The 21852-nt window shown below is 42.6% G+C and carries 20 protein-coding genes; 1 reads left to right on the top strand and 19 read right to left on the bottom strand.

Going from position 1 to position 21852, the window contains the following annotated elements; all coding sequences use genetic code 11:
* Positions 1-3 precede the first annotated feature (3 nt).
* The 5 genes from Q0A08_RS02040 to Q0A08_RS02020 form a co-directional block, all read right to left on the bottom strand.
* Positions 4-507: a hypothetical protein gene (locus Q0A08_RS02040; protein ID WP_438464478.1), complete on the bottom strand. Its 504-nt coding sequence runs from the start codon at positions 505-507 to the stop codon at positions 4-6.
* Between the two features lie 417 nt (positions 508-924).
* Complete coding sequence (locus tag Q0A08_RS02035; RefSeq protein WP_438464477.1) at positions 925-1812, bottom strand: class I SAM-dependent methyltransferase; 888 nt, start codon at positions 1810-1812, stop codon at positions 925-927.
* Positions 1813-1839: 27 nt separating this feature from the next.
* Positions 1840-2676 (bottom strand): PEP-CTERM/exosortase system-associated acyltransferase, encoded by an 837-nt coding sequence (locus Q0A08_RS02030; protein ID WP_438464476.1) that lies wholly within the window; start codon positions 2674-2676, stop codon positions 1840-1842.
* Positions 2677-2891: 215 nt separating this feature from the next.
* Entirely contained in the window at positions 2892-4508 is a 1617-nt protein-coding gene (locus tag Q0A08_RS02025; RefSeq protein WP_438464475.1) for a cryptochrome/photolyase family protein, read from the bottom strand.
* A 24-nt stretch (positions 4509-4532) separates the two neighbouring features.
* Positions 4533-4694, bottom strand: a complete 162-nt coding sequence (locus tag Q0A08_RS02020; RefSeq protein ID WP_438464474.1) for a DUF2256 domain-containing protein — start codon at positions 4692-4694, stop codon at positions 4533-4535.
* Positions 4695-4902: 208 nt separating this feature from the next.
* Between Q0A08_RS02020 and Q0A08_RS02015 the strand changes: the two genes are divergently transcribed.
* The gene (locus Q0A08_RS02015; RefSeq protein WP_438464473.1) at positions 4903-5766 is read left to right on the top strand and encodes an NAD-dependent epimerase/dehydratase family protein; all 864 of its coding nucleotides are present in this window, start codon (positions 4903-4905) and stop codon (positions 5764-5766) included.
* Between the two features lie 574 nt (positions 5767-6340).
* On the opposite strand, the gene Q0A08_RS02010 is transcribed toward Q0A08_RS02015, so the two are convergent.
* The 14 genes from Q0A08_RS02010 to Q0A08_RS01945 all read right to left on the bottom strand — a co-directional run bounded on the left by Q0A08_RS02010 (position 6341) and on the right by Q0A08_RS01945 (position 21829).
* Entirely contained in the window at positions 6341-6634 is a 294-nt protein-coding gene (locus Q0A08_RS02010) for a hypothetical protein (RefSeq protein WP_438464472.1), read from the bottom strand.
* 92 nt (positions 6635-6726) lie between these two features.
* Positions 6727-7779 carry a restriction endonuclease gene (locus Q0A08_RS02005; protein WP_438464471.1) on the bottom strand — a complete coding sequence of 351 codons (1053 nt, stop codon included), beginning with the start codon at positions 7777-7779 and terminating at the stop codon, positions 6727-6729.
* A gap of 411 nt (positions 7780-8190) precedes the next feature.
* Positions 8191-8538, bottom strand: coding sequence for a hypothetical protein (locus Q0A08_RS02000; protein ID WP_046016497.1), 348 nt, complete (start codon positions 8536-8538; stop codon positions 8191-8193).
* 129 nt (positions 8539-8667) lie between these two features.
* Complete coding sequence (locus tag Q0A08_RS01995) at positions 8668-10692, bottom strand: acyl-CoA dehydrogenase (RefSeq protein WP_438464470.1); 2025 nt, start codon at positions 10690-10692, stop codon at positions 8668-8670.
* 78 nt (positions 10693-10770) lie between these two features.
* On the bottom strand, positions 10771-12210 hold the full coding sequence (locus Q0A08_RS01990; RefSeq protein WP_438464469.1) for a hypothetical protein: 1440 nt from the start codon (positions 12208-12210) through the stop codon (positions 10771-10773).
* On the bottom strand, positions 12207-12989 hold the full coding sequence (locus Q0A08_RS01985) for an outer membrane lipoprotein-sorting protein (RefSeq protein WP_438464468.1): 783 nt from the start codon (positions 12987-12989) through the stop codon (positions 12207-12209). The genes Q0A08_RS01990 and Q0A08_RS01985 overlap by 4 nt, the downstream gene beginning before the upstream one ends.
* Positions 12990-13010: 21 nt before the next feature.
* Positions 13011-14252 (bottom strand): ABC transporter permease, encoded by a 1242-nt coding sequence (locus tag Q0A08_RS01980; protein ID WP_046016490.1) that lies wholly within the window; start codon positions 14250-14252, stop codon positions 13011-13013.
* A 3-nt stretch (positions 14253-14255) separates the two neighbouring features.
* Positions 14256-15191: a hypothetical protein gene (locus tag Q0A08_RS01975; protein ID WP_438464467.1), complete on the bottom strand. Its 936-nt coding sequence runs from the start codon at positions 15189-15191 to the stop codon at positions 14256-14258.
* A complete protein-coding gene (locus Q0A08_RS01970; protein ID WP_438464466.1) occupies positions 15188-15898 on the bottom strand; it encodes an ABC transporter ATP-binding protein in 711 nt (236 codons plus the stop codon). Before Q0A08_RS01970 ends, Q0A08_RS01975 begins: the two co-directional genes overlap by 4 nt.
* Positions 15895-16635, bottom strand: a complete 741-nt coding sequence (locus Q0A08_RS01965; RefSeq protein ID WP_438464465.1) for a hypothetical protein — start codon at positions 16633-16635, stop codon at positions 15895-15897. The genes Q0A08_RS01970 and Q0A08_RS01965 overlap by 4 nt, the downstream gene beginning before the upstream one ends.
* A gap of 111 nt (positions 16636-16746) precedes the next feature.
* Complete coding sequence (locus tag Q0A08_RS01960) at positions 16747-16995, bottom strand: acyl carrier protein (protein WP_046016487.1); 249 nt, start codon at positions 16993-16995, stop codon at positions 16747-16749.
* A gap of 129 nt (positions 16996-17124) precedes the next feature.
* Positions 17125-18576: a hypothetical protein gene (locus Q0A08_RS01955; RefSeq protein ID WP_438464464.1), complete on the bottom strand. Its 1452-nt coding sequence runs from the start codon at positions 18574-18576 to the stop codon at positions 17125-17127.
* Complete coding sequence (locus Q0A08_RS01950) at positions 18573-19682, bottom strand: alpha/beta hydrolase (RefSeq protein ID WP_438464463.1); 1110 nt, start codon at positions 19680-19682, stop codon at positions 18573-18575. The genes Q0A08_RS01955 and Q0A08_RS01950 overlap by 4 nt, the downstream gene beginning before the upstream one ends.
* Positions 19682-21829 carry an NAD(P)/FAD-dependent oxidoreductase gene (locus tag Q0A08_RS01945; RefSeq protein ID WP_438464462.1) on the bottom strand — a complete coding sequence of 716 codons (2148 nt, stop codon included), beginning with the start codon at positions 21827-21829 and terminating at the stop codon, positions 19682-19684. The genes Q0A08_RS01950 and Q0A08_RS01945 overlap by 1 nt, the downstream gene beginning before the upstream one ends.
* Between the last annotated feature and the right edge of the window lie 23 nt (positions 21830-21852).

The raw sequence follows: 21852 nt of genomic DNA, 5'->3' as shown, positions 1-21852 counted from the left end.
CAATCACACACAACCTTCAATGTATTTTATTGCTGGATCAGTCCCTAATCTAAAAGATGTAACGATATCATCAAGGGTTTCAAAGATGATTCCATTTCCATTAGATAAACTCACCTCAATATATTCACCTCTTTCAAAGTCATAAGGATGAGCACTAATCTTTGGATTTTTATAAGCGGACAATATGTCGTTTTTAGATGACCCGACAGTAACACCTCTTTGTGTAAGCACTAAATTTGATCGAACCTCAATTCTTACAACAACATCTGCTTCAATCATAAATTGAGGAAGGTCATCATTTTTTAACGGGATTAGGTAGTAACAGTCAATGTCTTCAGTTTCAAATTCTAATTGATATTCAATTTTATTAGATTCATAGTCTTTAAGAATATGAATAACCTCAGCTACCGGCATTTCAATATTTACCCCGCTAAAAGAATTATCAGATAAAGACATAGCATGAGAAATATTACTGATTAAAAACATTGATATTAGAAACTTACGCATAGTTTTCCTTGTAACATTACGGGTACAGGCACTTTATCAAAACAGCCACTTTAAAAGAGATCAAACCTAATATTAACTAATATAAGATCCACGTTCTAAATTGAAGAGCTTAAGGAACCTACGAATAAGTCCTCCCGCCTCAGCGTGTGGATAAAAGCCGCTAGATTTATGGCGAGGAGCGCAACTTAATAGTGATTCTATTGATAAGGTTCTCAACATAAAGATAGGGCTTTTAGACCACGCCCTTCGGGTCTTTCAGAAAAAGTAACACCCTGCGTTGTCCCTTCTCGAAAGATACCTACATTACTTCAAAGTGACGCCTTGATTGACACTTTTTCTGACAATACTGAGAAGAGGTGACTTAATCGCAGGTTCCTTAATATTGTGGAAAAAAAACACTCTATTTAGCTAATAAAGTCAGCGTCTAATTTTAGATAAAACCACGTACTCGCCATGGTGTAAAAGTTGATTAAGCGGCTGCTTAATAAATTCTCCCACCATCTTATTCGTATCTGATTTGGAGATTAACTCAGCATTAACCGTCGAAAGAAAAGAGCCCATGTCTTGGCTAGCAAGGGTAAACTTAAGAGGCTCCCCCACTGCTTTTAAATAAAAAGGAAGCAGACGTCGCATATTATTCTTGCTTGATTGAGGCGGCTCTAGGCTAGTAAAACAAAACATGCACTCTTGCAGTGTTAATTTCGCCATAGATTCAAACAACAAACGTATGTCGTTTTCACTCAGATACATGAGTACACCTTCAGCAATGAAAAGTGTATTTAATTCAGGATCAAAACCAGAGTATTGGTTCAGTTCCGTTTGCAAATTCTGATGACTAAAATCCACTTCAAGAAAATGAAAGTTCTCTGAGTCCACAGTATTTACTAATGCAGTTTGCTTATATTGACTGGTGGTTGGGTGATCTATTTCGATAAAGTTAATCTGTTTATATTTGCTGTGTAATTGCCACAATAAACAGTCAAAGCCAGCGCCTAGATTCACAATCTGAGTGTAGCCATCGGCTATTGCCTGTTCAGTAATTTGTTCAATTTTGGACTTTCTTAAAGCGTAATGAAGTCGAATTCCCGGTAATAAAGCCCATTCTTGAACATCTGCGACCCTATGGTACAAAGCACTATGACACTGAGTTAGACGCTTAGTGCCTTCTGGTGACATAGATAAGATTTTTTGGGCGTTTAAACGCGTTTCCTCACTTACTAAATACTTGTGGTTGGAGTACAACCCCACATAAAGCAAACCTTGTAAGACAGTAAATGCAGTTGAACTAACGGATTTTTCACTCATTACTTTTACATACCTAAAGCAAACATATTATTTTTTGGAATGGTCATGATCCAATTGCTCAGTCAATTCCATTCCCAGATGACGATATAACTTTCTAAAACCAACAGGCATACGCTCAGCCATATCAGAGACCCTGCAATAAAAAGGCGCTCTCATCCCATGATACTGTATTTTCGGGCCAACTTGCTGGAGAGAAAACCCAAGCAGGCTCAGCTTTTTAGCAAGCTTAGGCTCCATCATGACAAAAATATGATCGATATTATTCATTCGACAAATATTACCTGCCGATAAATACAAACCAACGGCAATTAACGGAAAGGTACGCATTTCTTTTTCTGTGAAACGATTAACATCGATCCCTGTATCAGTGGCTAGACCTTGGTACTTATCGTGTTTTCTTCGACGAAATCTAGGGTTGACTGCCAATCTAGAGACTTCACCTAATTGATCACGCGGAAAGTCGCTAGGCTTAATATCACACTGTGCTAATAATTCTTTGCAATGAACCTCAATCGGCAGTAAATCCGATTCATCTTTTGAATGTACAATACGCACAGTGCCTGCACAGTCTTGGCTGGAGGTATGCTGAATAAGACAATGATAAGCGTGATGATCCATCTCATCTCTTTCTGTCTTATCAGATTCCAAAGGAAGGAAGTTCATTTCTTCACAGTACACTAAATGGCGAAGCTGCTGGCTCACCGCTAACTCGTCACTATCTTGGACAGCAACAGGGGCTAAGTATTGATTAAAATGCTGCGACAGTTGATCCGATTTATAAGCCACAACAGCTTTTTTAACGGACTCAACTAAAGGCTTCATGAAGGAGGAACGAGCTACTTTTTTTACCAATTTAATAGTCATCGGTACCTACTATCTATTCTTATAATTTTAATTAGACAATCATAATAAAAGAATATATCACACCAGCTGAATAAGACTCACTTCGATTTAATTAATATTTAATGTTTAAAGAACTGAAGTGCCTATTAAGTTCAGAGCCTAATTTAGAGTGTTACATCTGAACGTTAAGCAAAGCTTTAACAAGAGATGCCTACAACTTACTTCCATATCACCCTCTAAAGATTATCCAAATTCTTTAAATAGTGCTCGGCTTGTTCTAACACTTCCGCCTTATCTTGGTCTGATTTCTTTCGCCAATTTGCATAAACCATGTTGGTACGCGGGTTTCGAGCAAATGCCTCTTGATGGCGGGCCATAAAATGCCAATACATTGCGTTTAATGGACAAGCGTCCTCGCCTACTGTTTTACTCACCTTGTAATGGCAGTCGCCGCAATAATCGCTCATTTTATTAATGTAATTCCCACTGGCTGCATAGGCTTTAGAGCCAACAATACCACCATCAGCAAATTGGCTCATGCCTCGGGTGTTAGGCATCTCAACCCATTCAATAGCATCAATATATATCCCTAAATACCAGCTATCGACTTGATCAGGTGTAATGCCAGCAATCAAACAAAAATTACCAGTAACCATCAAGCGCTGAATATGATGAGCATAAGCGAAGGTTAGCGACTGATTGATCGCATGATGCATACAGGACATGCGTGTATCACCTGTCCAAAACCATTTAGACAAAGAACGATTCGCAATGAGATGATTATGTTCTGCATAGTCAGGCATATTGGCCCAATAAATACCTCGCACAAACTCTCGCCACCCTAGAATTTGTCTGACAAACCCTTCAATTTGAGCAAGGCTAATTAAGTTATGATTTTGTTGAAAATAAACGATGGCCGTATCAATCACCTGTTTAGGGCTTATTAACTTGCTATTTAGCGCAAAAGAGAGTCTCGAATGGTATAAGCTCCAACCCTTATCTTCGCCTAAAAAACTTAATTTACCTGTCATTGCGTCCTGAAATTTACCGAAGTTCGGTAAACAGTACTGACAAAAAAAGTGAAGAAGCTCGACGGTTTGTAACCGTGTTACAGGCCATAATAAAGACTCTTCAGCTTTTCCTATCGTCGGTATTTTATGGCGATTAATACGCTTTAAAATATCACTCACGTCATTGGCAAAGACCAGAGGTTCTGGAATATCGGCTAAATCCGCTTTTTTAAGTTTATTGCGGTTATCTTGATCAAAATTCCATTGTTGACCAAGGGGCTCCCCTGCTTCCATTAACACATCAAATTTGGTTCTAAGTTTCCGATAAAAGCTTTCTAATCTATGACTTTTTCCCGACGAAAAGTAATTCGATAATGCTTTATCTTCTAGGTAGAAATGCTCACTTTCATGGGGAGTTACTGTTACTTTCTGCTTAAGTGACTGCTGGTGAAGTGGCAGCTTCTGCTGATGCGAAAGCGTTTTTGAAAAATCGGCTAACTGCTGCCGTAAACGGTACTCATCAGGTAATTGATATTCAAACTGTGCAATTTCATGTTTGGATATCAGCTCAGATAATAAACTGGGTAAATCAGGATAATGAGCTGTTTCATCAAGGGTTAAATACTCGACTTGATGCCCAGCTTGGCTCAGCGCTTTAGCAAATGCCTCCATGGCAGCAAAAAAGGCGCAGATTTTTTGTACATGATGTGTCGTGTATGTGGCCTCTTGATATAACTCCGCAATTACATACAAAGTATCATCATCTTTATCACTAAACCAAGAATGACTGGCATTGAGTTGATCGCCTAAGATCAAACGCAAACACTTGTAGTTATGACTCATTTTTCACCTCAGGCATGATTGCTTTCATGCATCATTCCCTTCAATTAAAGAGTGTCTTTCATTTCGACAACGCTTAGAACAATACTTGACCTGCTCCCAATCCTTTTGCCACTTTTTTCTCCAGCTAAATAGGCGTTTACAGGACTGGCAAACTTTTTGAGGTAAATGCGCTTTACGGTGCTTCATATAGATAAGATTTGCTGTCGATATTTATACAAACCAATACGTATTGTTTCGCTGATTAGTTCACTCATAAATCCACTAGATTTGTTTTGAAAAACTAGAAAGAGGTGCTGCTTCCCTGCTTTTAAGCTCCCCTTTCTCAGTATTGAGCCTTGACCTCAAGTAAGGCTGAGGAATTAGGCTGCCTTCTTTTATAAAAAGGAGATGGTAAATGCGAGTTCTATTACTTGGAGCAACAGGAACGATTGGAAGCGCAGTATTCGATGAACTTATACAACATGGTTATTCAGTATTAGCTCTGGCCCGTTCAGATACTTCCGCACAGAAAATCATCGATAAAGGTGCGGATGTCATTATGGGTAACCTCAAGTCACCTCAGCAATGGTCAGAGTCAATTCAGTCTGTCGATGCAATCATTCATCTAGCTGCCACCTTTTGTGATGATATGGCAGAGATTGATCGCCGCGTTATCGACGAACTGATTGAACAAAGCCAAAAACTTAACCACGCCGTCCGATTTATCTACACAGGTGGCGTTTGGCTGTATGGGAAAACAGGCGATACACCAGCGACCGAGCAGAGTACGCTCAATCCAATTTCCAGTTTTGAGTGGATGGTCCCTCAAGGTCAGCACCTTTTCAACGCACCCTACTTTAATACAAGCATCATCCATCCAGGCATCGCTTATGAGCAAGATGGCGGAGTGCTTTCTGGCTTCATCCCTGTTGAAGAGCGTATCGAAGTATGGGGGTCGCTCGATACACGCTGGCCAGTGGTGCACACCAAAGACCTTGCCAAGGCCTATCGACTGGTTTTAGAGCAAGGAAAATCAGACAGTGCTTACAACGTTTGCAGTGAACAAGGCGTAATGGTAGGAGACATTGCCATGGCTCGCGCCAAGAAATTCAATCTCATTAAATCTCCCCGTGTTTTAGCCAAAAAAGACGTACTATCAGAACAAGGAGACTGGGCGCTTGGCCCTATGCTCGATCAATGTATGAGTGCAGAGAAAATCATGAACGAGCTAGGCTGGCACCCTGATTACACCAGCATTGTTAGCATAGCCAGTAAATAATGTTTGCTGCTTTGGTACAATTAATGCCTTTTCCGCGTCTAGACTATATAGCTAAGGCGCGATTATGTTTGTGCTTAGAATAGCTTCAATGACAAAAGGAAAACCATAAGGATTGCCTATTTAAAACCTAAAGCCCATTCGATTGGACTTTAGGTTTACTTAGCAGTTAATTGTTATAAGAAGACTTTACCTATAGCTTCCCCAGATGGACCTTTTACAGGCAGCAAATTAGAGTGGGTGTCTTATTAGTGTTTTCTTGGGCTTAAAATAATAATCTGACTCAGGCCAAATACTTGCTTCAAGCTCAAAGCAAAGTTGGCTATCTTCGTGCGCCCAATTCAGAACGAACGAATCATTAAGATCAATACCTTTGAATAATTCTATTTGAGTCCAGTCCATGCTTATTTACACATCAAATTAGAGTGGGTGTCCTATTAGTGTTATGGTTAAATAACAGTCAAATTAGAGTGGGTGTCCAATTAGTGTGCTTTCATCATATATGAATAGCGTATAACGCCTTATATAAACCGTGCGAAGCATCGGGCGGCCGCAGGGTGCGAATTTAATATTCTTGTTATGTGTTTGATTCATGAGTATTCCAATTCAGTGATGGGCACACATTAGAGGCATGAATTTTTGCCTCTTCTAAGGAGTTATAAGCTCCACCCTGAAAAGAATCTGCTAATCGGTATTCACCTATTCGAACACCGTAGAATTCACCATATTGATCTTCGCTAAGAACTGGCTCATCTTCATAATCACCTGAGCCAGCCTTAAAGTTTGATTTAACAATATGAACTTCGCGCTTTATTAAATCATCATAAAGCCAAGTCCCACTGAGAACCTTTACTTCTATTATTTCAACCATGGTTCAGCCCACTGACACATAACGCCGCGCTCTGCGGATATTTTTGAGCGCCAGCGAGAAAATATTCCGTAGCAGCGCCTTGTTATGTGGTTTCATCTGGGTAACTTCATTAAGAAATCATCCACTTTTTCAAAGAGAATTTCATTTGGATCATCACCAGATATTTTGCTATCAATTAAAGCTGTGATAATTTCATCATCCAAGTTTATAATTAATTTACCGTGCTCTCTCATAGCCCCTTGGCATGCAACTAAAGCATTATCTGACGGCCCTTCCCTAGAAATTAAAAAGCAAACCTTACGCTTAGCTTTTTCGAATAGGTATTTTTCGGTTGAATAGACTTGAGACTGACCAATCTTGTCTTGGTAATTCTTAAATTCAAACAACACATACCTAGAATCCAAATTTGATGAAATAAACTTCCATACAGTGGATTTATCTACAACTCGACAAATCAAATCATAACGATGAAGATCATCTGTTGTTCTTTCCTGCTGATGCCAGCCTTTTAGATCTCCATCAAAAAGATATTGTAGAATCTCACTCATGGTATCTTCATAGTCATAACAACCATCTCGCCCATGAGGTATTAATTTCAGTTTATCTTTAAACTGAGAACCCAATATTTCGTTTTTTGAGGGTTCATTCCCTTTCGATGAAAAGTTGATTTTATCAGGATGCAAAATACTGGATAAGTCATCGTGCAACTTTCTCTCTGACAAGTCCACTTCACATAATTTTACGAGCCGTCCCAATAACTCCAAATCAATACTAGCAAGTGATAGCAAGCTATCTAAATTGACTATCTGAATATCATACTCGTCTTCGACTCTTTTCTGTATTTCTGGCTTGATATCTGCTGCAACAATCAGTACTGCTTTTCCAACACTCATAGAGCGAGCAGAATTAACGAGCCTTTCAGCTGAAGCTTTTAATGCAGATGTGGGGTATGTGGTATTACGAGTGTATTTTACTTCAAATACAACTTTGTTCTGATCATCGGGCTCTTTTGCAATGATATCAACGCCCATATCAATCATGGGATCTTGATTATCTACATTCCACTGATTTGCACTTAAAATGTCTTTACACAAATCTTCCAGCGCATAGCCAATTCTAGAACTAAAGCCACTTTTAATTTTCAATATATATCCCTTTCGAAAGACTAACTCTTATACTGCTCGACCACATAACAGCTTAATAATGCGCACGCTCGATTTGTCCGACTTATCCACCGCACTTCAAACGTCACATCTTATTAATTTAAAAAAAGGGAGGCCACTTATACACTGAAAACCTTCCTGGCTAAACGCGCATGCGCGTTATTTCGATTCCTATTTTTGCATGTAGGACGCGGTTATTTTCGTGCCCTTCTCATAACTTATTGATTCTACATATTTTAAAAATGGGCACAATGATAAAGCGTGCCAACTATCACTAGACTCAAGAATTGAGATGGGGTTCTCAATAAAACGCCATTTAAAGTAGACACAACAACTACTAATTAACTCATCAAGACTAACTATTAAGCCAGTCTTGATGACACTAAATAAAGTTTAACGAATAGCAATACGCTGGATGACAGGAAATGAACCTAGACTATCTGTTTGAGGAAAAGTGTGGCAAATATCATCACGGATAGAGAAATATACTTTCTTATTAGCTGCTTTCGCAGCCAAAAGCACGCTCAATGCACCTTGAGTGTCGTATGAAGGTAACATTGCATACGTATCTGTTTGATCACAATTAGCAGGGTTTTCCACCCCACCAATTGGTATGAACCCAATACTGTGATCTGGATATCCAGCAAACACATAATCAATATCTGCACTAGTAAAGACAGCTTCTGCATGTAGAGCTGGCGATACAACTAAAGCTAAAGCAAGTATTTTAAGGCTTTTCACTATCTATTCCTTTTATAGTTTAGGGTGTTCTAATGCGGTCAGGCCACACTAGTGAAACCATACTAATTCAGTTTAAAACCCAATATAAAGCATTAATATCAATTAATTAGTTTTTGGTTCGAACCAACCTCACACCTCCCGCCTACTCAAAAACATCTCTGCGCTAGCCTCTTCCGCACTATCATCCTCAAGCGCTATCACCTGCGCTTTGGCAAATACATTAGGCAAGGTGTTGTTCATGAAAAATAACCCTGACTGTATCTTCCCTTGATAAAACGCTTCATCGTTTGAATTCTCTTGGTATATTAAAGCCCGCTTGGCCACCATCATGCTATCGAGCAGCAACCAACCTAGGGTCACTTCGGCCATCATTTCTAAAAAGCGTGTGGATACGGCAAAAATACGCTCCATTTTTTGCTGTCGTATCCAGCTACCCATGAGTTTGTGGGTATCCACTAGGCAGTTTAATGCGTCTTCTAATCGCTTGGCTTGTGGTGCAAAAGCTGAGAAAGTGGCTTCATCGCTTTTAGCTGTGGTTAAGAAGCTCATGATTTCCTCTTGGTACAAGGCCAAAAGCTTTGAGTGCCTGCCCATGGCGAGCTTGTCCCGAAAGAGATCGGCAGATTGCACAAAGTTGGTCCCTTCCCAAAGTGACATCACCTTGATATCACGGGCATATTGCTCCACGGGGTTATCTGAGATGTAACCATGGCCGCCATAAACTTGGATCGCGGTTTCGGCCACGTGAAAAGCTTGGTCTGAGGTGTAGGCTTTGACGATGGGCGTGAGTAGATTCACCAGAGATTGATGGCGGTAGGCTTGAGCCTCAACTTTCTCCTTATCTTCTGCTGTGGGGCTTTGTTCAAACTGCTCTGGGTTTGCCTGCCTGATGTTGAGGTTCATCAATTGGGATTGATGCATGCAAAGCTTTAAGATCAGAGCACGACAGCCTTCTACCTTGCTCTTCATCTCCAACAACATGCGCTTCACATCTATATGTTCGATAATGGCAACCCGTTGCGCTCTTGGGTTAAAGGCTTCTTTAAAGCTAGTACCTTGAATGCGATTACCCGCGTATTCTGCGGCATTTAGATAAGCGCTAGATGCCATGCCCAACGCATAAATGCCAGTGGCGATACGGGCCAAGTTCATCATAGTCATGAGCTGTTTTAGGCCGACATTTTCCCTTTCGCCCAAGAGATAACCGTAACAAGGCGCTGCTTGCCCAAAGCTAATTTGCGCTGTGGCACAGCCATGTAACCCCATCTTTTGCTCTAACCTGACACAACGAACACCATTATCGATAGGAGAGCCTAGTTGAGAGTCTAAATGAGAGCCTGTTTGCTCTTCTTTTTGGTGAGCGACAGAAGCATTCATGTCGCCAAGCTGATACCTTGGCACCACAAAACAGGATAAACCCACTGTGCCTTTTTTCGCCCCTTCCACTCTGGCAAGTACGATATAAGCGATGTTGTCGTTTAAATCATGCATGCCTGCAGAGATGAAGATCTTCTCCCCTTCAATGCGATACATGCCATTGTCTTGTTTGACGGCTTTGGTGCGAATATTACCCACATCTGAGCCAGCATCAGGTTCTGTCATACAAAGGCAAGCCGCAAAATCATTCTTTGCTAAAGGCTCGCAGAATCGTGATTTGAGCTGATCGTCGCCAAACTTGTCGATTAAATACAAGGCGGGGCTGGCAAAACCTGAATAAATCATAAAGGCGGGATTCGCCCCCATGAAGATCTCGTTAATACTTTGGGAGATAAGATAAGGCGCACCTAGACCATCGTATTCTAATGGGGAGCCTAATCGACCCCAACCAGCCTCTTTGTAGCTTTGCCAAAGTTGCTCAAAGCCAGGTGGCAAGATAACCTTGCCAGCACTTTCCCTCTGCTCACCAGTTTCATAAGAAAGCCTCGCCCCTTGGCGGTCGCTAACTTGATATAAAGGCCCCATTTCTTGATAGGCAAAGTCTTTGGCGTGCGTGATTAAATATTGGCAAAAAGCTTGGTCAAACTCAGGGTATATTTGGCTATCTAGCACTGTGTCTTGGGCGCGAAACTGCTCCCAAAGTAAAAACATCTGGTCTCTTAAATCTACTCGAAAGGCATTCGTTTCTTTTGCTGAATTATTAGATTTTGTGTCCATTGTTACGTCCTTTTTCTTATTCTTTTGAGATGTTTTTTTGTCCATTTGGTGATTAACAGACCATTAATTAACAAGTGATTAAAAGTCCCATTTAAAAACCGCACGTAAGGTGTTTTCATTCGGGTTCAAGCCATATTCGCAGTCACTGCAACCTTGGTAGGTTTCAAACTGAAAACGACTGGTGAGATTGGCATTCCAGGATTTGAGCAATTCCAAACGATGCAATTGGCTATTATCATCCAAGTTGAGTTGCACGCTTTGTCGGTATTGCCAAAGCCCATCAGATAAGGGGCTGGAATACATAAAATAGAGGTAGTTTTGGCGAAGTTGGGCGTAGTTCAAGCTGTCTAACGCAGAACCCATGTAGGCATAATCCGCGCTCGAACCTAAACCAGAATTGATATTAGTAAAGGCCGTATCACTATTGGATGAGATGTAATCCCACTCCCCTTCACTAAATCCGTGCTCGCTATGAAGGTATTCAAGCCGAAAGTTAGCGCCCGACTCTGTGGTATAAGCCGCGCCCAACAACACCTGTTGCCAAGCACTTTGTGCGCTTTCATCAAAGCTTGTTCCGCTGTAGTCTGCCAGCAAGCTACTAGCCGTTTGGTTTCTTTGGCGCTGTAAACTCCACTGGGCACGCAGGGTCATGGCATCGGTTAATAATCGGCTCACACTCAAGGCATAATTAAGGGATTGGCCCGGTAATTTATGCAAGATAAGCTCAGCATCGGCGCCACCTTGATAACCCAGTCTCAACACATATTGCTGATTGGCTCTGTAACTAACCTTAGTAAGATCATCATTTTCAAGCTCGGCCACTAAGGCCTGATAAAACCAATCTCCCTGATTGCGGCTCAAGCTTGCCATCACCCAACCTTCTTGCTGCAACAGGTCATCTTGATCCGAATAAGGCTGATCTCGATAAGGCCTTAACAAGTTAGTGAGATTCCAATTAAAACCATTGCTCCATTCTGTTTTAATACGACCTGCTTGTGCTTGCCATTGATAGTCTTTTGAATACCAATTGAGATACGCCTCAAGCGCTTTTAGCTCATCGCTATCTCTTCTTTCGTCGCTTGAACCAAACAGATCTTGCACCTCATATTGCGCTAAGATACGTGTGCGGGCACTCAATCCCGCAAGGCTATCTTCTAAGTTCAACTTAGCCCCATAATCCAAGACGTTTAGCTGCTTATCTTCATTAAATTGAGCCAAGTTAGGGTTAAATGCATGATCTTGGTTGATATCATTCAACTGAAGGTAGGTCATGGCTGAAACACTATGGGTAAGCACATAGCTCTCAGAAGGCTTAACCTCTTCCTCTTTAGCTAGAGGTTGAATTGAGATTTCACTCCCACTAGCAAAAGGATCAATAGGCACATCAGAGCTTGCAAATGGATCAGCAGGTGCCTCCGCATACGCTAAACCAGACAAAGTCAAGCAAGACACGACCACACCAAGGTCCATTAAGGACAAATTCACACCAGCACGTTTACCTTGAACCAGCTTATTCATAGGTTCACTATCGCTTCTTTACTAAAGCGGGCATCAGGTAAGTCAGTGGCACGATAGTTATCAAACAGCATCCAAGTGTAGCTGCCTTCAATGAGAGGGTCCGTTAGCAGCATCTTGTGTATTTTAAGCTCGCCATTAAAGTCTTTAAATGCCTTGTAATCAGCGGTTTTTAGCAGCTTGCCTGAGCGTGCATAATACTCACTTCGAATCGGCTTATAAGGGGCATTTTCTTCTAACCAGAAGACCACTTTTTGATAGCTGACTGACTTATTTTTAGCGGTTAAAATCAGCTTAATTTGCCCTTTGGGTTTATCACTTTCTTCACTAGAAAGCGCGGCATCATAATCAAGTGCTAAGTTAGAACCTGTCACATCCCCATTACTGGTTTCACCCAATAAACGCTGCGCAGGTGAGATACGAATGACCTTGCGAGTCCCCGGAATATAAAGCCACATATCATTATCTTGCTTGAGCAAGACACGGCCTTTTTGTCTTGCGGGAGACTCAAAAGTCACCAGAGATTTTACCGCTTTCACGTCCACACTTAGCTGGTTTGTGCGCGCTTCACGACCTGCTTTATAGCTCACATTGGTAATATCAAAGCTAAAGCCAGCATTATCAAGGCCACGAAAGGCATCGATCTTCTCTACTAATATGTCTGCTGTGATAGATGATTGCGCTTGGCTCACGCCACTTACAAAACAAGCTAGAAAGGCGATGCCGCTTGAGATCAGAAAACGCCTTTTTAAGACTGCTCTTAGAAAATCATTAAAAAACATACTGCTATCCTTTAGTGAAATTTACGCTGAACGCATGGCTTGGTTAATCAACAAGCGAGAGGCTTTAAAAGCGGGATAAATGCTCGCAAGCACAGCCACCAGCACACCGGTTAAGGCGGTTTGCCACACCACAGTCCATTCCACGAATATTCGGATTGGATAGCTTTGGCTACTACCTGGGGGTGTCGGCATGATGAACTCTGCCAAGGTGATGCTATTGGCCATAAAGATACCAAGCAGCACCCCTAACGCACTGCCGAAAAGCCCTAAGTAACTTGCTTCGGTGAGAAAAAGCATCATGACTTCGTGACGCGTAGCCCCTAATGCACGGATAGAGCCGATCTCAGGTGTACGCTCCATCACGGCCATCATCATGGTATTGGCGATACTCAAAGCGGCGATAAAGAGCACAATGATTTTTAGAAAGCCGAAGACGCCATCAAATAGATTCACCACTTCATGGTAATAATCAGCAAGCTGAGACCAAGAGCGCATTTCAAGGGTGAGCCCTTCTTGTTCGAACAATTGGCTTAACTTATCCATCACGATTTGGGTTTGTGCCGTGTCTTTTAACAGCACGACTAAGCGGCTTACCCCTTGGGTAAATTGCAGGTCTTGAGCGTGGCTTAAGTTAATACGCAATAATCGATTATCTACTTCACGGGTGCCGGTATTGATCGCACCGACAATTTGCACATCCACCGCATTCACCGCGCCATCAGCCGTTGAGGCTAATAAGGTAAGGTAATCACCAATATTGGCATTTAAGGCGTTATAAAGGCCTTGCCCTACTAGTGCACCGGCTTGATCTTCTGGGAACAAGTCCTCCCCTTCAATCAAGGTGATGGCCGAGCTTAAAAGTGCTTCTTTATCTGGGTCTATACCATTACCCACCACAGCTACCGACTGATTGCCGTTAGTGATCAGTCCAGAAAAATCCAATCTTGGGGTTAATAATTCAACCTCAGCCAGCCCTGACACCAAATCAGAAACTTGCTGCACTTGCTCTTGGGTTAACAAATACTTCTCTGGCTCAATATGGCCATATTGATTAAAGCCTGCTTGATAGATCTGGAGATGCCCAAGCTGTGAGCGAATCATGTTTTCGCGCATACCTTCGTACATGGAAGCCACAAAGCCACCAAAGAGAATCAAGCTCACGACACCAATCTGAATAGATAACAAGGTAATTAGGCTACGACGACGGTTTCTCAGTACATTTAACAGTGCAATTTTATAGCGAAAAAAGTTAATCGATAACATGCCTTAAACCTCCTCTAGCCTTTTAGTTGCAAGAGCTGACCACTTAGATTTTGACACTGTGGCTGAAGCTGAATCAGAGCCTTCACTCGCCGTATTTGATAGCGCCTGCCAGAGTGATTTCGCACTTTCTAGCTGAGCATTTTTATAAAAAGATAAGGCCAAATAATAATTGATAAATTCAATAAATATTTTATCTTGTTTTTTTAATAATGGTTTTTTAGCCGATTTAGCATTCTGTTCTTGCCTTTCCCTTTGCTCATTTCCCTTCCCATGTAAAAGAACATTTTTGAGTAGCGAAAGGTCTTCAACTGCAAAGCTCGCCCGGTTTAAAAAAGCCGGCATATTGGCATAACTAAGCCCTCGTAAAAGCCTGACACCTAGGTGGTTTGGGGCTTTTTTTACGGCTCTATCCATATAGCGCATACCTTTGCGAGATAAGAGGTTCATTTGCCCAAGATCCGCTTGATAAAAGATGGATTGATAGCTTAATGCGCTGCCCATGGCCGCCATCAATTCATAATCTTGTTTGCCTTGTTCTGCACTTAACTCACTGGCACGCCTTAATCCCTCTGTAATGGATTCAAGCTTGGCTAAGGTCTGGTTTTTATCCGAGGAAAAGAGGGTCAACCTCAATAAGAGCTGCTGTTTTACCTCTTTTTGCGTCAAACCTGTGTTTGAGCTCTCCTTTTCATTCAGCACCTTTAATAAGGTTTCTTGCTCAGCTTGGTCTGCCCCTATGGCGCTAGGTAATTGGTAATCCGAAAGCAAATAGATTTGCTTAACTTTATTTTGAGCTTCATTTGCCACCTTGCTTGATGCTGCATTCGTTTCAAGGCTCGCCTCGTCAGAGCAGGCTGAAAGCAAGCCTGCCGCTATCACCAAGAAAACAAAGAATGGTGCTTTTATTGCGTTAGGAGATTGTTTAAAAAAAAGCCTCATGCCGCGACCCTCTGTTTATCTTGCAAGATACAGCCATCCCTAAGCTCAATCACACGAGATGCTTGCTCCAACACATAGTCATGGTGAGTGGCAAAAATAAAGGTGATACCTTGGCGATTGAGCTGCTTCATCAGGGCCATAATGCTTTTGGCATTCTCTGAATCTAGGTTCGCTGTTGGCTCATCTGCGAGGATAATATCTGGCTCTGTGACCAAGGCTCTGGCGATTGCTACCCTTTGCATTTGCCCGCCGGACAATTGATTGGGCTTGTGATTAACAAAGTCCGCCAACCCCACTCTTTCCAAGGCAGCTAGGGCTTTTGCTTTATTCTCTTTATGGCTAGAAGCCCCCGCCGCTTTACCTCCTGTTCTTAATGACAGTGGATATTGCACATTCTCAAGAGCCGTCAGCACAGGCAAGAGATTGAAAGACTGGAAGATAAAGCCAATGTGATCGCGGCGCACATGAGACTTTTGTCTGTCACTCATAGGACCAAGTGCTTTACCAGCAATGGCGATTTCACCTTCATCCGCTTCATCCATCGCGCCGATAAGGTTTAGCAAGGTGCTTTTACCGCTACCACTGGCGCCTTTCAGCACCAAGAATTCCCCCTTATCTACGGCTAAATCAATTTGATTCAGGGCGCAGACTCGAGTTTGGCCTAGGGTAAAAAAGCGCGACACTTTGGCTAAGTTAACCAACCTCATGCTGCGCCTCGCTCGCCATCATGAATCGAGATAAAGTCTGCTTCCATCTTGCTGAAATGTTCAAGATCACTGGCTTTTTTCTCAGGGATAGCCTTATAAAGTTCTAAATAAGTTTGGATTTTATTAGCCTCAACGGCATCATCTTTAAACAGGTAAGCTTGTGCCATGGATAGGTAAAACTGAGACTTCACCTCATCAGGAATATACTGCCCCTGTTTATCTAGCAGGCTGGCAAACCATTTCTCATCTTCAAATACTTGATCGAACAAGGGGTTGATATCACCAATGTTGGCAAAGGTAGCCATACGAATAAGACGAACCGATAAGTCATTAGGCGCTGCAATCACAGCTTGGCTAATGTTCTTGAGCGAATCATTTAGCTTATAAAGCTTGTAGAGCCCCATGGATAAATCCAACATAGCACCAGATTCTTTCGCTCTATTCGCGTTGTACCAAGCTTTTGCTAGGGGATCATTTGGTGCTATCTCGACAGCTTGCCCTAAGTAGTCAGCAGCCAGCTCTATGTCGTTATGTAAGGTGTATTGGCTACCTATCTCGATCAGTAGATCCAAATCTTCAGGCTCTGTTTTAAGCGATTGCTTTAGGGCAGCCATATTCATTTGAGCATCCTTGTTATAAGCCTGCTTAGGAAACTCAATTGGCGCAGCACCCGTGAACCAGGCCACCACATTGCCAATAATGAAACTCGTTAATACAAAACTCAGGACTTTTTTCATTCTCTTTCCCTCTGACGCATACAAATAAGCTGACCCAGACAAGAAGAACCAAGCGTTTAAGCTAGGCCTCTTAACTTAGGTCATGCCGGTGCGAACACTTCCTATTCTGGGTTAAACAAAGTTATCTGACGCTTCAAGTAGCTGAGCATCCATATCACGCAGCGTAGTGAACTCATCAAAAATCAAGGCTTCTGGATCACTCACATCTGTATAAATTTGCTCACAAATGAGAATCACCTCCACCACATTTAATGAATCCACCCCTAGCTCACCAAGGGGCGTATCAGCATCGATAGCATCCTTGTTTAGCATTTCGGCAACTTGTGCTTGTAGGTCTGTTAGTTGGCTTTTATCTGACATTTTGTTTCCTTTTTATTGTTGTTTAATTAACTAAAATCATTACCAGTTACATTGCTCAATTAAGCTTTCATTGAAGACTTCATTGAGATTTAGAGAACGTTTTATAACGCGCTCTCAATAGAGATCCTTCTATAAAGAGCAGCCTAAATGGCGAGACAAATGATCTAGCGTGAGGCTTTTCATGCAAAAAGCATCCACTTGCGACCGTTTATTTTGCTGTTTAATCAGTTTGGCCGTGAGAGGCGGTGCAGCGACTTTAAGCAAGCTGTGTGTCACCGGTTTATAGCCATGTAACATCAACCTTTGCATGGCATCGTAGAGATTCACCAAGCTGTCATCCTGCGGGTCGAAATAAACTTTAGAGGCCGTTTTAAGCCACTGGTTATCATTTGGAATCAATGCAAGTACGGATTGCTCTACCGCCCTAGCCGCAAACCCGTGTGTTAAAGCGACAAACTGCACCTCTTTTCCTAAACCTTCCGCGAGTAGTCTTTCTTGCTGCCACTGGTTAGGTAAACGCACGGTAAGATCTAACCAAAGTTCAAAACTAGGCGTTGTCACTTGACCCTGATGAAAGCTCAGCATTTGAGTTTGATACTCTTGCCTTAACTTAAGCTGTGTTTGGCGCTGCTGCTTAAATGCCTGACTTAACCCAGATTTAAACAGCGGTCCGTATAAGGATTTAAGCGACTTAATGTCTAATAAGGCATTCTTGTCCCAGGCTTGATTCAACTCAGCCAGCTGACTAGCAACACCAAGACCAGTACCGACACCACAACTAAGAGCAGCTACTTGGCTTTGTGTAGATTCCGCCTGACCTTGCAAGCGATATAAGCCTGTTTTACTTTGATAGGCTTCTGATGAATCCGCCATCAGATTATCCAATAAGCAGAGTTGCCCTAACTGGGTGACAGGTTCACTTAATAACCTTGAAACCAAAGGTAACGCCATAAATGCATTGAACTTACCCTCTTTTAACAGGCCAATTGCTTCATCTTCTTTGACACTGGCTTGCTTATTTTCCCGTTGCGCGCATTCTGGCTTAGCCGCTTGAGAGCCAAGCTGATTAAGACAAAGCTTTTCTTGCAGACTTAGGGTTTTATGAGCAAGGCATTTTGCTTTAATACCTGTCTGTCCAGAGGCAATCTGCCAAATTTGGCTCTCGCCATTGGCAAATTGCCTTACCCCCTTAACCAAGGTTAAAGGTGGCACCAGATAAGATTGAGTAAAGAGCTGGCCTATGGCATCTGCGTCTAATTCGGCACCTGTTATGAAGTCATTCATGCTAGGACTTAGTGCAAACTCAGCCTCATTCGATTTATAAAAAAGGCGGTAGCTTGAAAAACCTGAACAAGCAATAAAACACTCAGGTAGATTGCTTTTATCCGATGACTCTTCGATTGGCAGTATCAGACGATAATCCCCCAATACCTTTTGATTGAAATCCAGTTTCCAAGCTTTAAAAGCCGCTTTTAGTAAAGTTTGCAAAGGCGTATCTGCTGCCAACTCTAACTCTTGAGTCAGACTTTGACGGTTAGTTAAATAACCATCAAAAAGAAAGCTATTATGATCACATATCATGCCTGTGCTCCTTGCTCTGCTTCGCTTTTTCCAGCCTCGCTTTTCACTGGGCCACTCTTCACAAATGCGGCTTTATCCTGCTTTTCTGCTGAAATCAGGCTGACTTTCGCTTGATCATCTAGCCCGCTTTCATCTGACTGATCGTCTGCCTGATCATTTGAAACGGCCATCTCAAAAATGCTGGCAATCCAATTAGGTAACACCTGACACGCAGCGGGTAAAATACGAATATGATTTAGCTTTGGCACCTTGATAAGGGACTTAGTTAAATCTGGCCCTAAGTGCCAATGAAACACCGTATCAAGCAAGCTAGGATGAATAACCTCATCTTCTTCACCAACTAACATAAGTGTTGGCACCTTGATGCGATTAAAGGCATTGGGATAATCATTGATGTCACAAGACAGCATGAGGTTATAGCTGTAATCCAACACTCGCCCTTCTAGCTTGGCCATACGCTCGCTCGCCGGAAAACTCAAAATCGGCTTATGACGAAAACCTGGAATCAACTTGGCTAACCAAAAAGCCTTCATATTGAGTATTGGCGCATACTGCAAAGCGGCTTCTGGCACGGGACCATGGACTTTAGCTTGGCGAAAGTAAGTCAATTTATATTGCAAAGCCGAAGACGGCTGAGGGTATCGCACCGTCTCTAATGGCCCATTGATCGCAGGAGAAACGAAGGCCACAGCCTTAATCTCATCACAGCTGTACTTATCGATATAGCGTAAACAGACCACAGCACCCGCTGAGTGCCCACCTATCACAATGGCAGCCTTTTCATCTTGGCTTTTGATATGGGCAATCATGTCAGCCAGATCATCTTCTAACTGACCCACATAATGAAGATCCCCCGGCTTACCTTGAGATTCCCCATGACCACGCCAATTAAGCAGACAAGTTTGGTAACCTTTACCAGACAGAGCCTTAGCAATATTGGCGTAACGCCTTGAGTTATAGGTACTACCATGAAGGAAGATGAAGCACACTCTGCTACTCTCATCACTGCTGTTTGCGGCGATACCTTGAGCTAACGCCCCTTCGGGAGAAAACTCATCATAGGCGAGGCGCACACCATCCCTGGCTAAAAAGCTCCTTTTTTCCATTAGCATGTGCCTGCCTTTTCAGTCTCTGTCGCTTCCTCTTGACCAAGCTGCATAAGCTCTTCTGCGCCAGCTGTTTGCGACTCTCTTTGCATTTGTGCAAGCAATCTTTCTGCCGCGACTTTACGGGTTGGCACTTCGGCATCCTGAATAGGGTCACTCATGATGCTTTCATCGGTTTGACGACAGAATTGCAAGAAATAAGGCACGGTGAAAGGCATGTGAATGTATTCTTGCTCTTGTGCCCACAACGCCTTAGCTTGCTTTGTCAGCAGCGCCATCTCATCCTGAGTTAACTCATCTTTAGTGCAGGCAATATAAACATCACCTGACTCAAACGACATCTCATCAATACTTGCGACAAGCTCGCCTTCTTGAAATTCGAGCTCACTTTGCTCGATAAGTTTTTGCGTTAAAGCGGCATTAATATCTTGAATTAAGTCTGGCAAATCAGCCTTAGTGAAACTGTCTTTCGTCAGGATTTGCGGTAGGTTCAAACACTCTTGCACCAAGTTACGGCTAGCAAACTTTTTAAGATTCAAACGACTTCCTGTGACTTGCAGATAAATACTGGCCCACAGTTTGGTATGTAGATCGATACGACGGCCATCCTTACCCTTGTCGCCCATTTCGAAAACAAAATAGCGATAAATTTCGGCACCAGATTCAAAAAAGCCAATCGAGTTACGGTCAAAATAACGACCTTCGTAGTTTAGAGTTTCAGCTGTTTCTAGAATTTGTCGATTGAGCTTTTTCTCTAACGCCAAATAACCACGACGTAGATGACTCTTGGACTGCCACCTTTCAAGGTCGACAAAATTATCCGCCATGTAGTCCCAAGCGGTTTCTAAGAAATAGGTCGCCGTGATGTAAGCCAAGATGGGAGAACACAACTCACCACAATCCAGCACGGGTGTCACATTATTTACATGGCTATAAATACGCTGGTAGAACTCATGGGCTTGCTGGTTAAGTACCGGCAAGTTTTGCGCTAATTTGGTAATGGCTTCGCTTTCATCTTCAGTGGCAAAGTCCTCACAAATGGTTTTGCAAATACCATCATTGAAAAGCGAAATCATATCGCCGCCAAAGCTAAACAAAGGGTCTAGGAACATGGCAGCAAAACCTGTTGTTGCCCACCTATGTTCGCTCATGTACTTCTCACCTCGGTAAGCAAGTTGCCCCCAAGCTTCAAAGTCTTCCATTTGTGCACCTTCAAGAAGGTCAGCAAGGCCTTTATGGCTTTTCAAGAAAGCCATAAACTCATCCCTTTTTACAGGGCGTTTTTTCATCCTTTCTTTGTCACAATCCACACCAATACTGGTAAAACCGCCGCTTAACGGAATGACCCAAATCCAATATCCTTCTCCTGTAAAGTGGATCGTCGATAGGAAACGTCCATTCACTTTACGTCGCCATTCTTTTGGCCCTAGTGCATCGATATCTTTGATATTGCTAAAACGCGCCCAAGTAGAAGCGTTTTGCGGCACATCACATCTATGATGCAGCTTGTATTTTTTGGCGATAAGCCCCGCTTTACCACTGGCATCCACCAACCAGCGTCCGCTAACGGTTTGCCCCATAGGATCAATGCTTTCCCCAAGTGCTGGACAATCAAATTGCACTAGGTGTGGCGCCGCATGGATACTTTCATCTATTTCCAAATCTTTAACGCGCGCACCAAGCAAAATATCAATGCCCATTTCGCGGTTCATGGCAACCAAGTCTTCTTCTAGCCTTGCTCTATCGAGCTGAAAAGCTGGATGTGGCGGAATATTTGAGGTGCCGTGCTCACTCATTTCGTGCAGTTCTAAGTCATGATTTTCTGAATCAAACAAGAACCTCAAGCCATTTTTTGGCAGATGATTACGATACAAGTAATTTGCTAAACCAAGACGGTGCATGAAGTAGTGGCCTGTCATTTCAACCGTTGCCTCCCCAACTTTCGCCTTGTATTCAGTGGCGGCATCCAACTGCACAATGGAGAGCTCTGGTCGGCTCATTTTCAACTGCCTTGCTAAGGTTAACCCCGCCCATCCCGCACCAATAATCACCACATCATAACTAGGCTTAACTTTGGTGGTTAGGTTGGCTTGCGTAAAAGCAGGGCCTGCTTTTACTTGCTCAGTCACGCTAGACATTCCGTTCATCTATCTACTCCTAAGTGTCACAT

This window comes from Marinomonas sp. PE14-40 (assembly GCF_051623805.1).
In the GTDB taxonomy this organism is placed as follows: domain Bacteria; phylum Pseudomonadota; class Gammaproteobacteria; order Pseudomonadales; family Marinomonadaceae; genus Marinomonas.
Note: the sequence above shows the minus strand (reverse complement) of the source record. Positions and strands in the feature narration are given on the sequence as shown.

Coding starts and splice junctions, on each gene's coding strand:
- Q0A08_RS02040 (WP_438464478.1), bottom strand. CDS start 507: ATGCGTAAGTTTCTAATATCAATGTTTTTAATCAGTAATATTTCTCAT.
- Q0A08_RS02035 (WP_438464477.1), bottom strand. CDS start 1,812: ATGAGTGAAAAATCCGTTAGTTCAACTGCATTTACTGTCTTACAAGGT.
- Q0A08_RS02030 (WP_438464476.1), bottom strand. CDS start 2,676: ATGACTATTAAATTGGTAAAAAAAGTAGCTCGTTCCTCCTTCATGAAG.
- Q0A08_RS02025 (WP_438464475.1), bottom strand. CDS start 4,508: ATGAGTCATAACTACAAGTGTTTGCGTTTGATCTTAGGCGATCAACTC.
- Q0A08_RS02020 (WP_438464474.1), bottom strand. CDS start 4,694: ATGAAGCACCGTAAAGCGCATTTACCTCAAAAAGTTTGCCAGTCCTGT.
- Q0A08_RS02015 (WP_438464473.1), top strand. CDS start 4,903: ATGCGAGTTCTATTACTTGGAGCAACAGGAACGATTGGAAGCGCAGTA.
- Q0A08_RS02010 (WP_438464472.1), bottom strand. CDS start 6,634: ATGGTTGAAATAATAGAAGTAAAGGTTCTCAGTGGGACTTGGCTTTAT.
- Q0A08_RS01995 (WP_438464470.1), bottom strand. CDS start 10,692: ATGGACACAAAATCTAATAATTCAGCAAAAGAAACGAATGCCTTTCGA.
- Q0A08_RS01990 (WP_438464469.1), bottom strand. CDS start 12,210: ATGAATAAGCTGGTTCAAGGTAAACGTGCTGGTGTGAATTTGTCCTTA.
- Q0A08_RS01985 (WP_438464468.1), bottom strand. CDS start 12,989: ATGTTTTTTAATGATTTTCTAAGAGCAGTCTTAAAAAGGCGTTTTCTG.
- Q0A08_RS01980 (WP_046016490.1), bottom strand. CDS start 14,252: ATGTTATCGATTAACTTTTTTCGCTATAAAATTGCACTGTTAAATGTA.
- Q0A08_RS01975 (WP_438464467.1), bottom strand. CDS start 15,191: ATGAGGCTTTTTTTTAAACAATCTCCTAACGCAATAAAAGCACCATTC.
- Q0A08_RS01970 (WP_438464466.1), bottom strand. CDS start 15,898: ATGAGGTTGGTTAACTTAGCCAAAGTGTCGCGCTTTTTTACCCTAGGC.
- Q0A08_RS01965 (WP_438464465.1), bottom strand. CDS start 16,635: ATGAAAAAAGTCCTGAGTTTTGTATTAACGAGTTTCATTATTGGCAAT.
- Q0A08_RS01960 (WP_046016487.1), bottom strand. CDS start 16,995: ATGTCAGATAAAAGCCAACTAACAGACCTACAAGCACAAGTTGCCGAA.
- Q0A08_RS01955 (WP_438464464.1), bottom strand. CDS start 18,576: ATGATATGTGATCATAATAGCTTTCTTTTTGATGGTTATTTAACTAAC.
- Q0A08_RS01950 (WP_438464463.1), bottom strand. CDS start 19,682: ATGGAAAAAAGGAGCTTTTTAGCCAGGGATGGTGTGCGCCTCGCCTAT.
- Q0A08_RS01945 (WP_438464462.1), bottom strand. CDS start 21,829: ATGAACGGAATGTCTAGCGTGACTGAGCAAGTAAAAGCAGGCCCTGCT.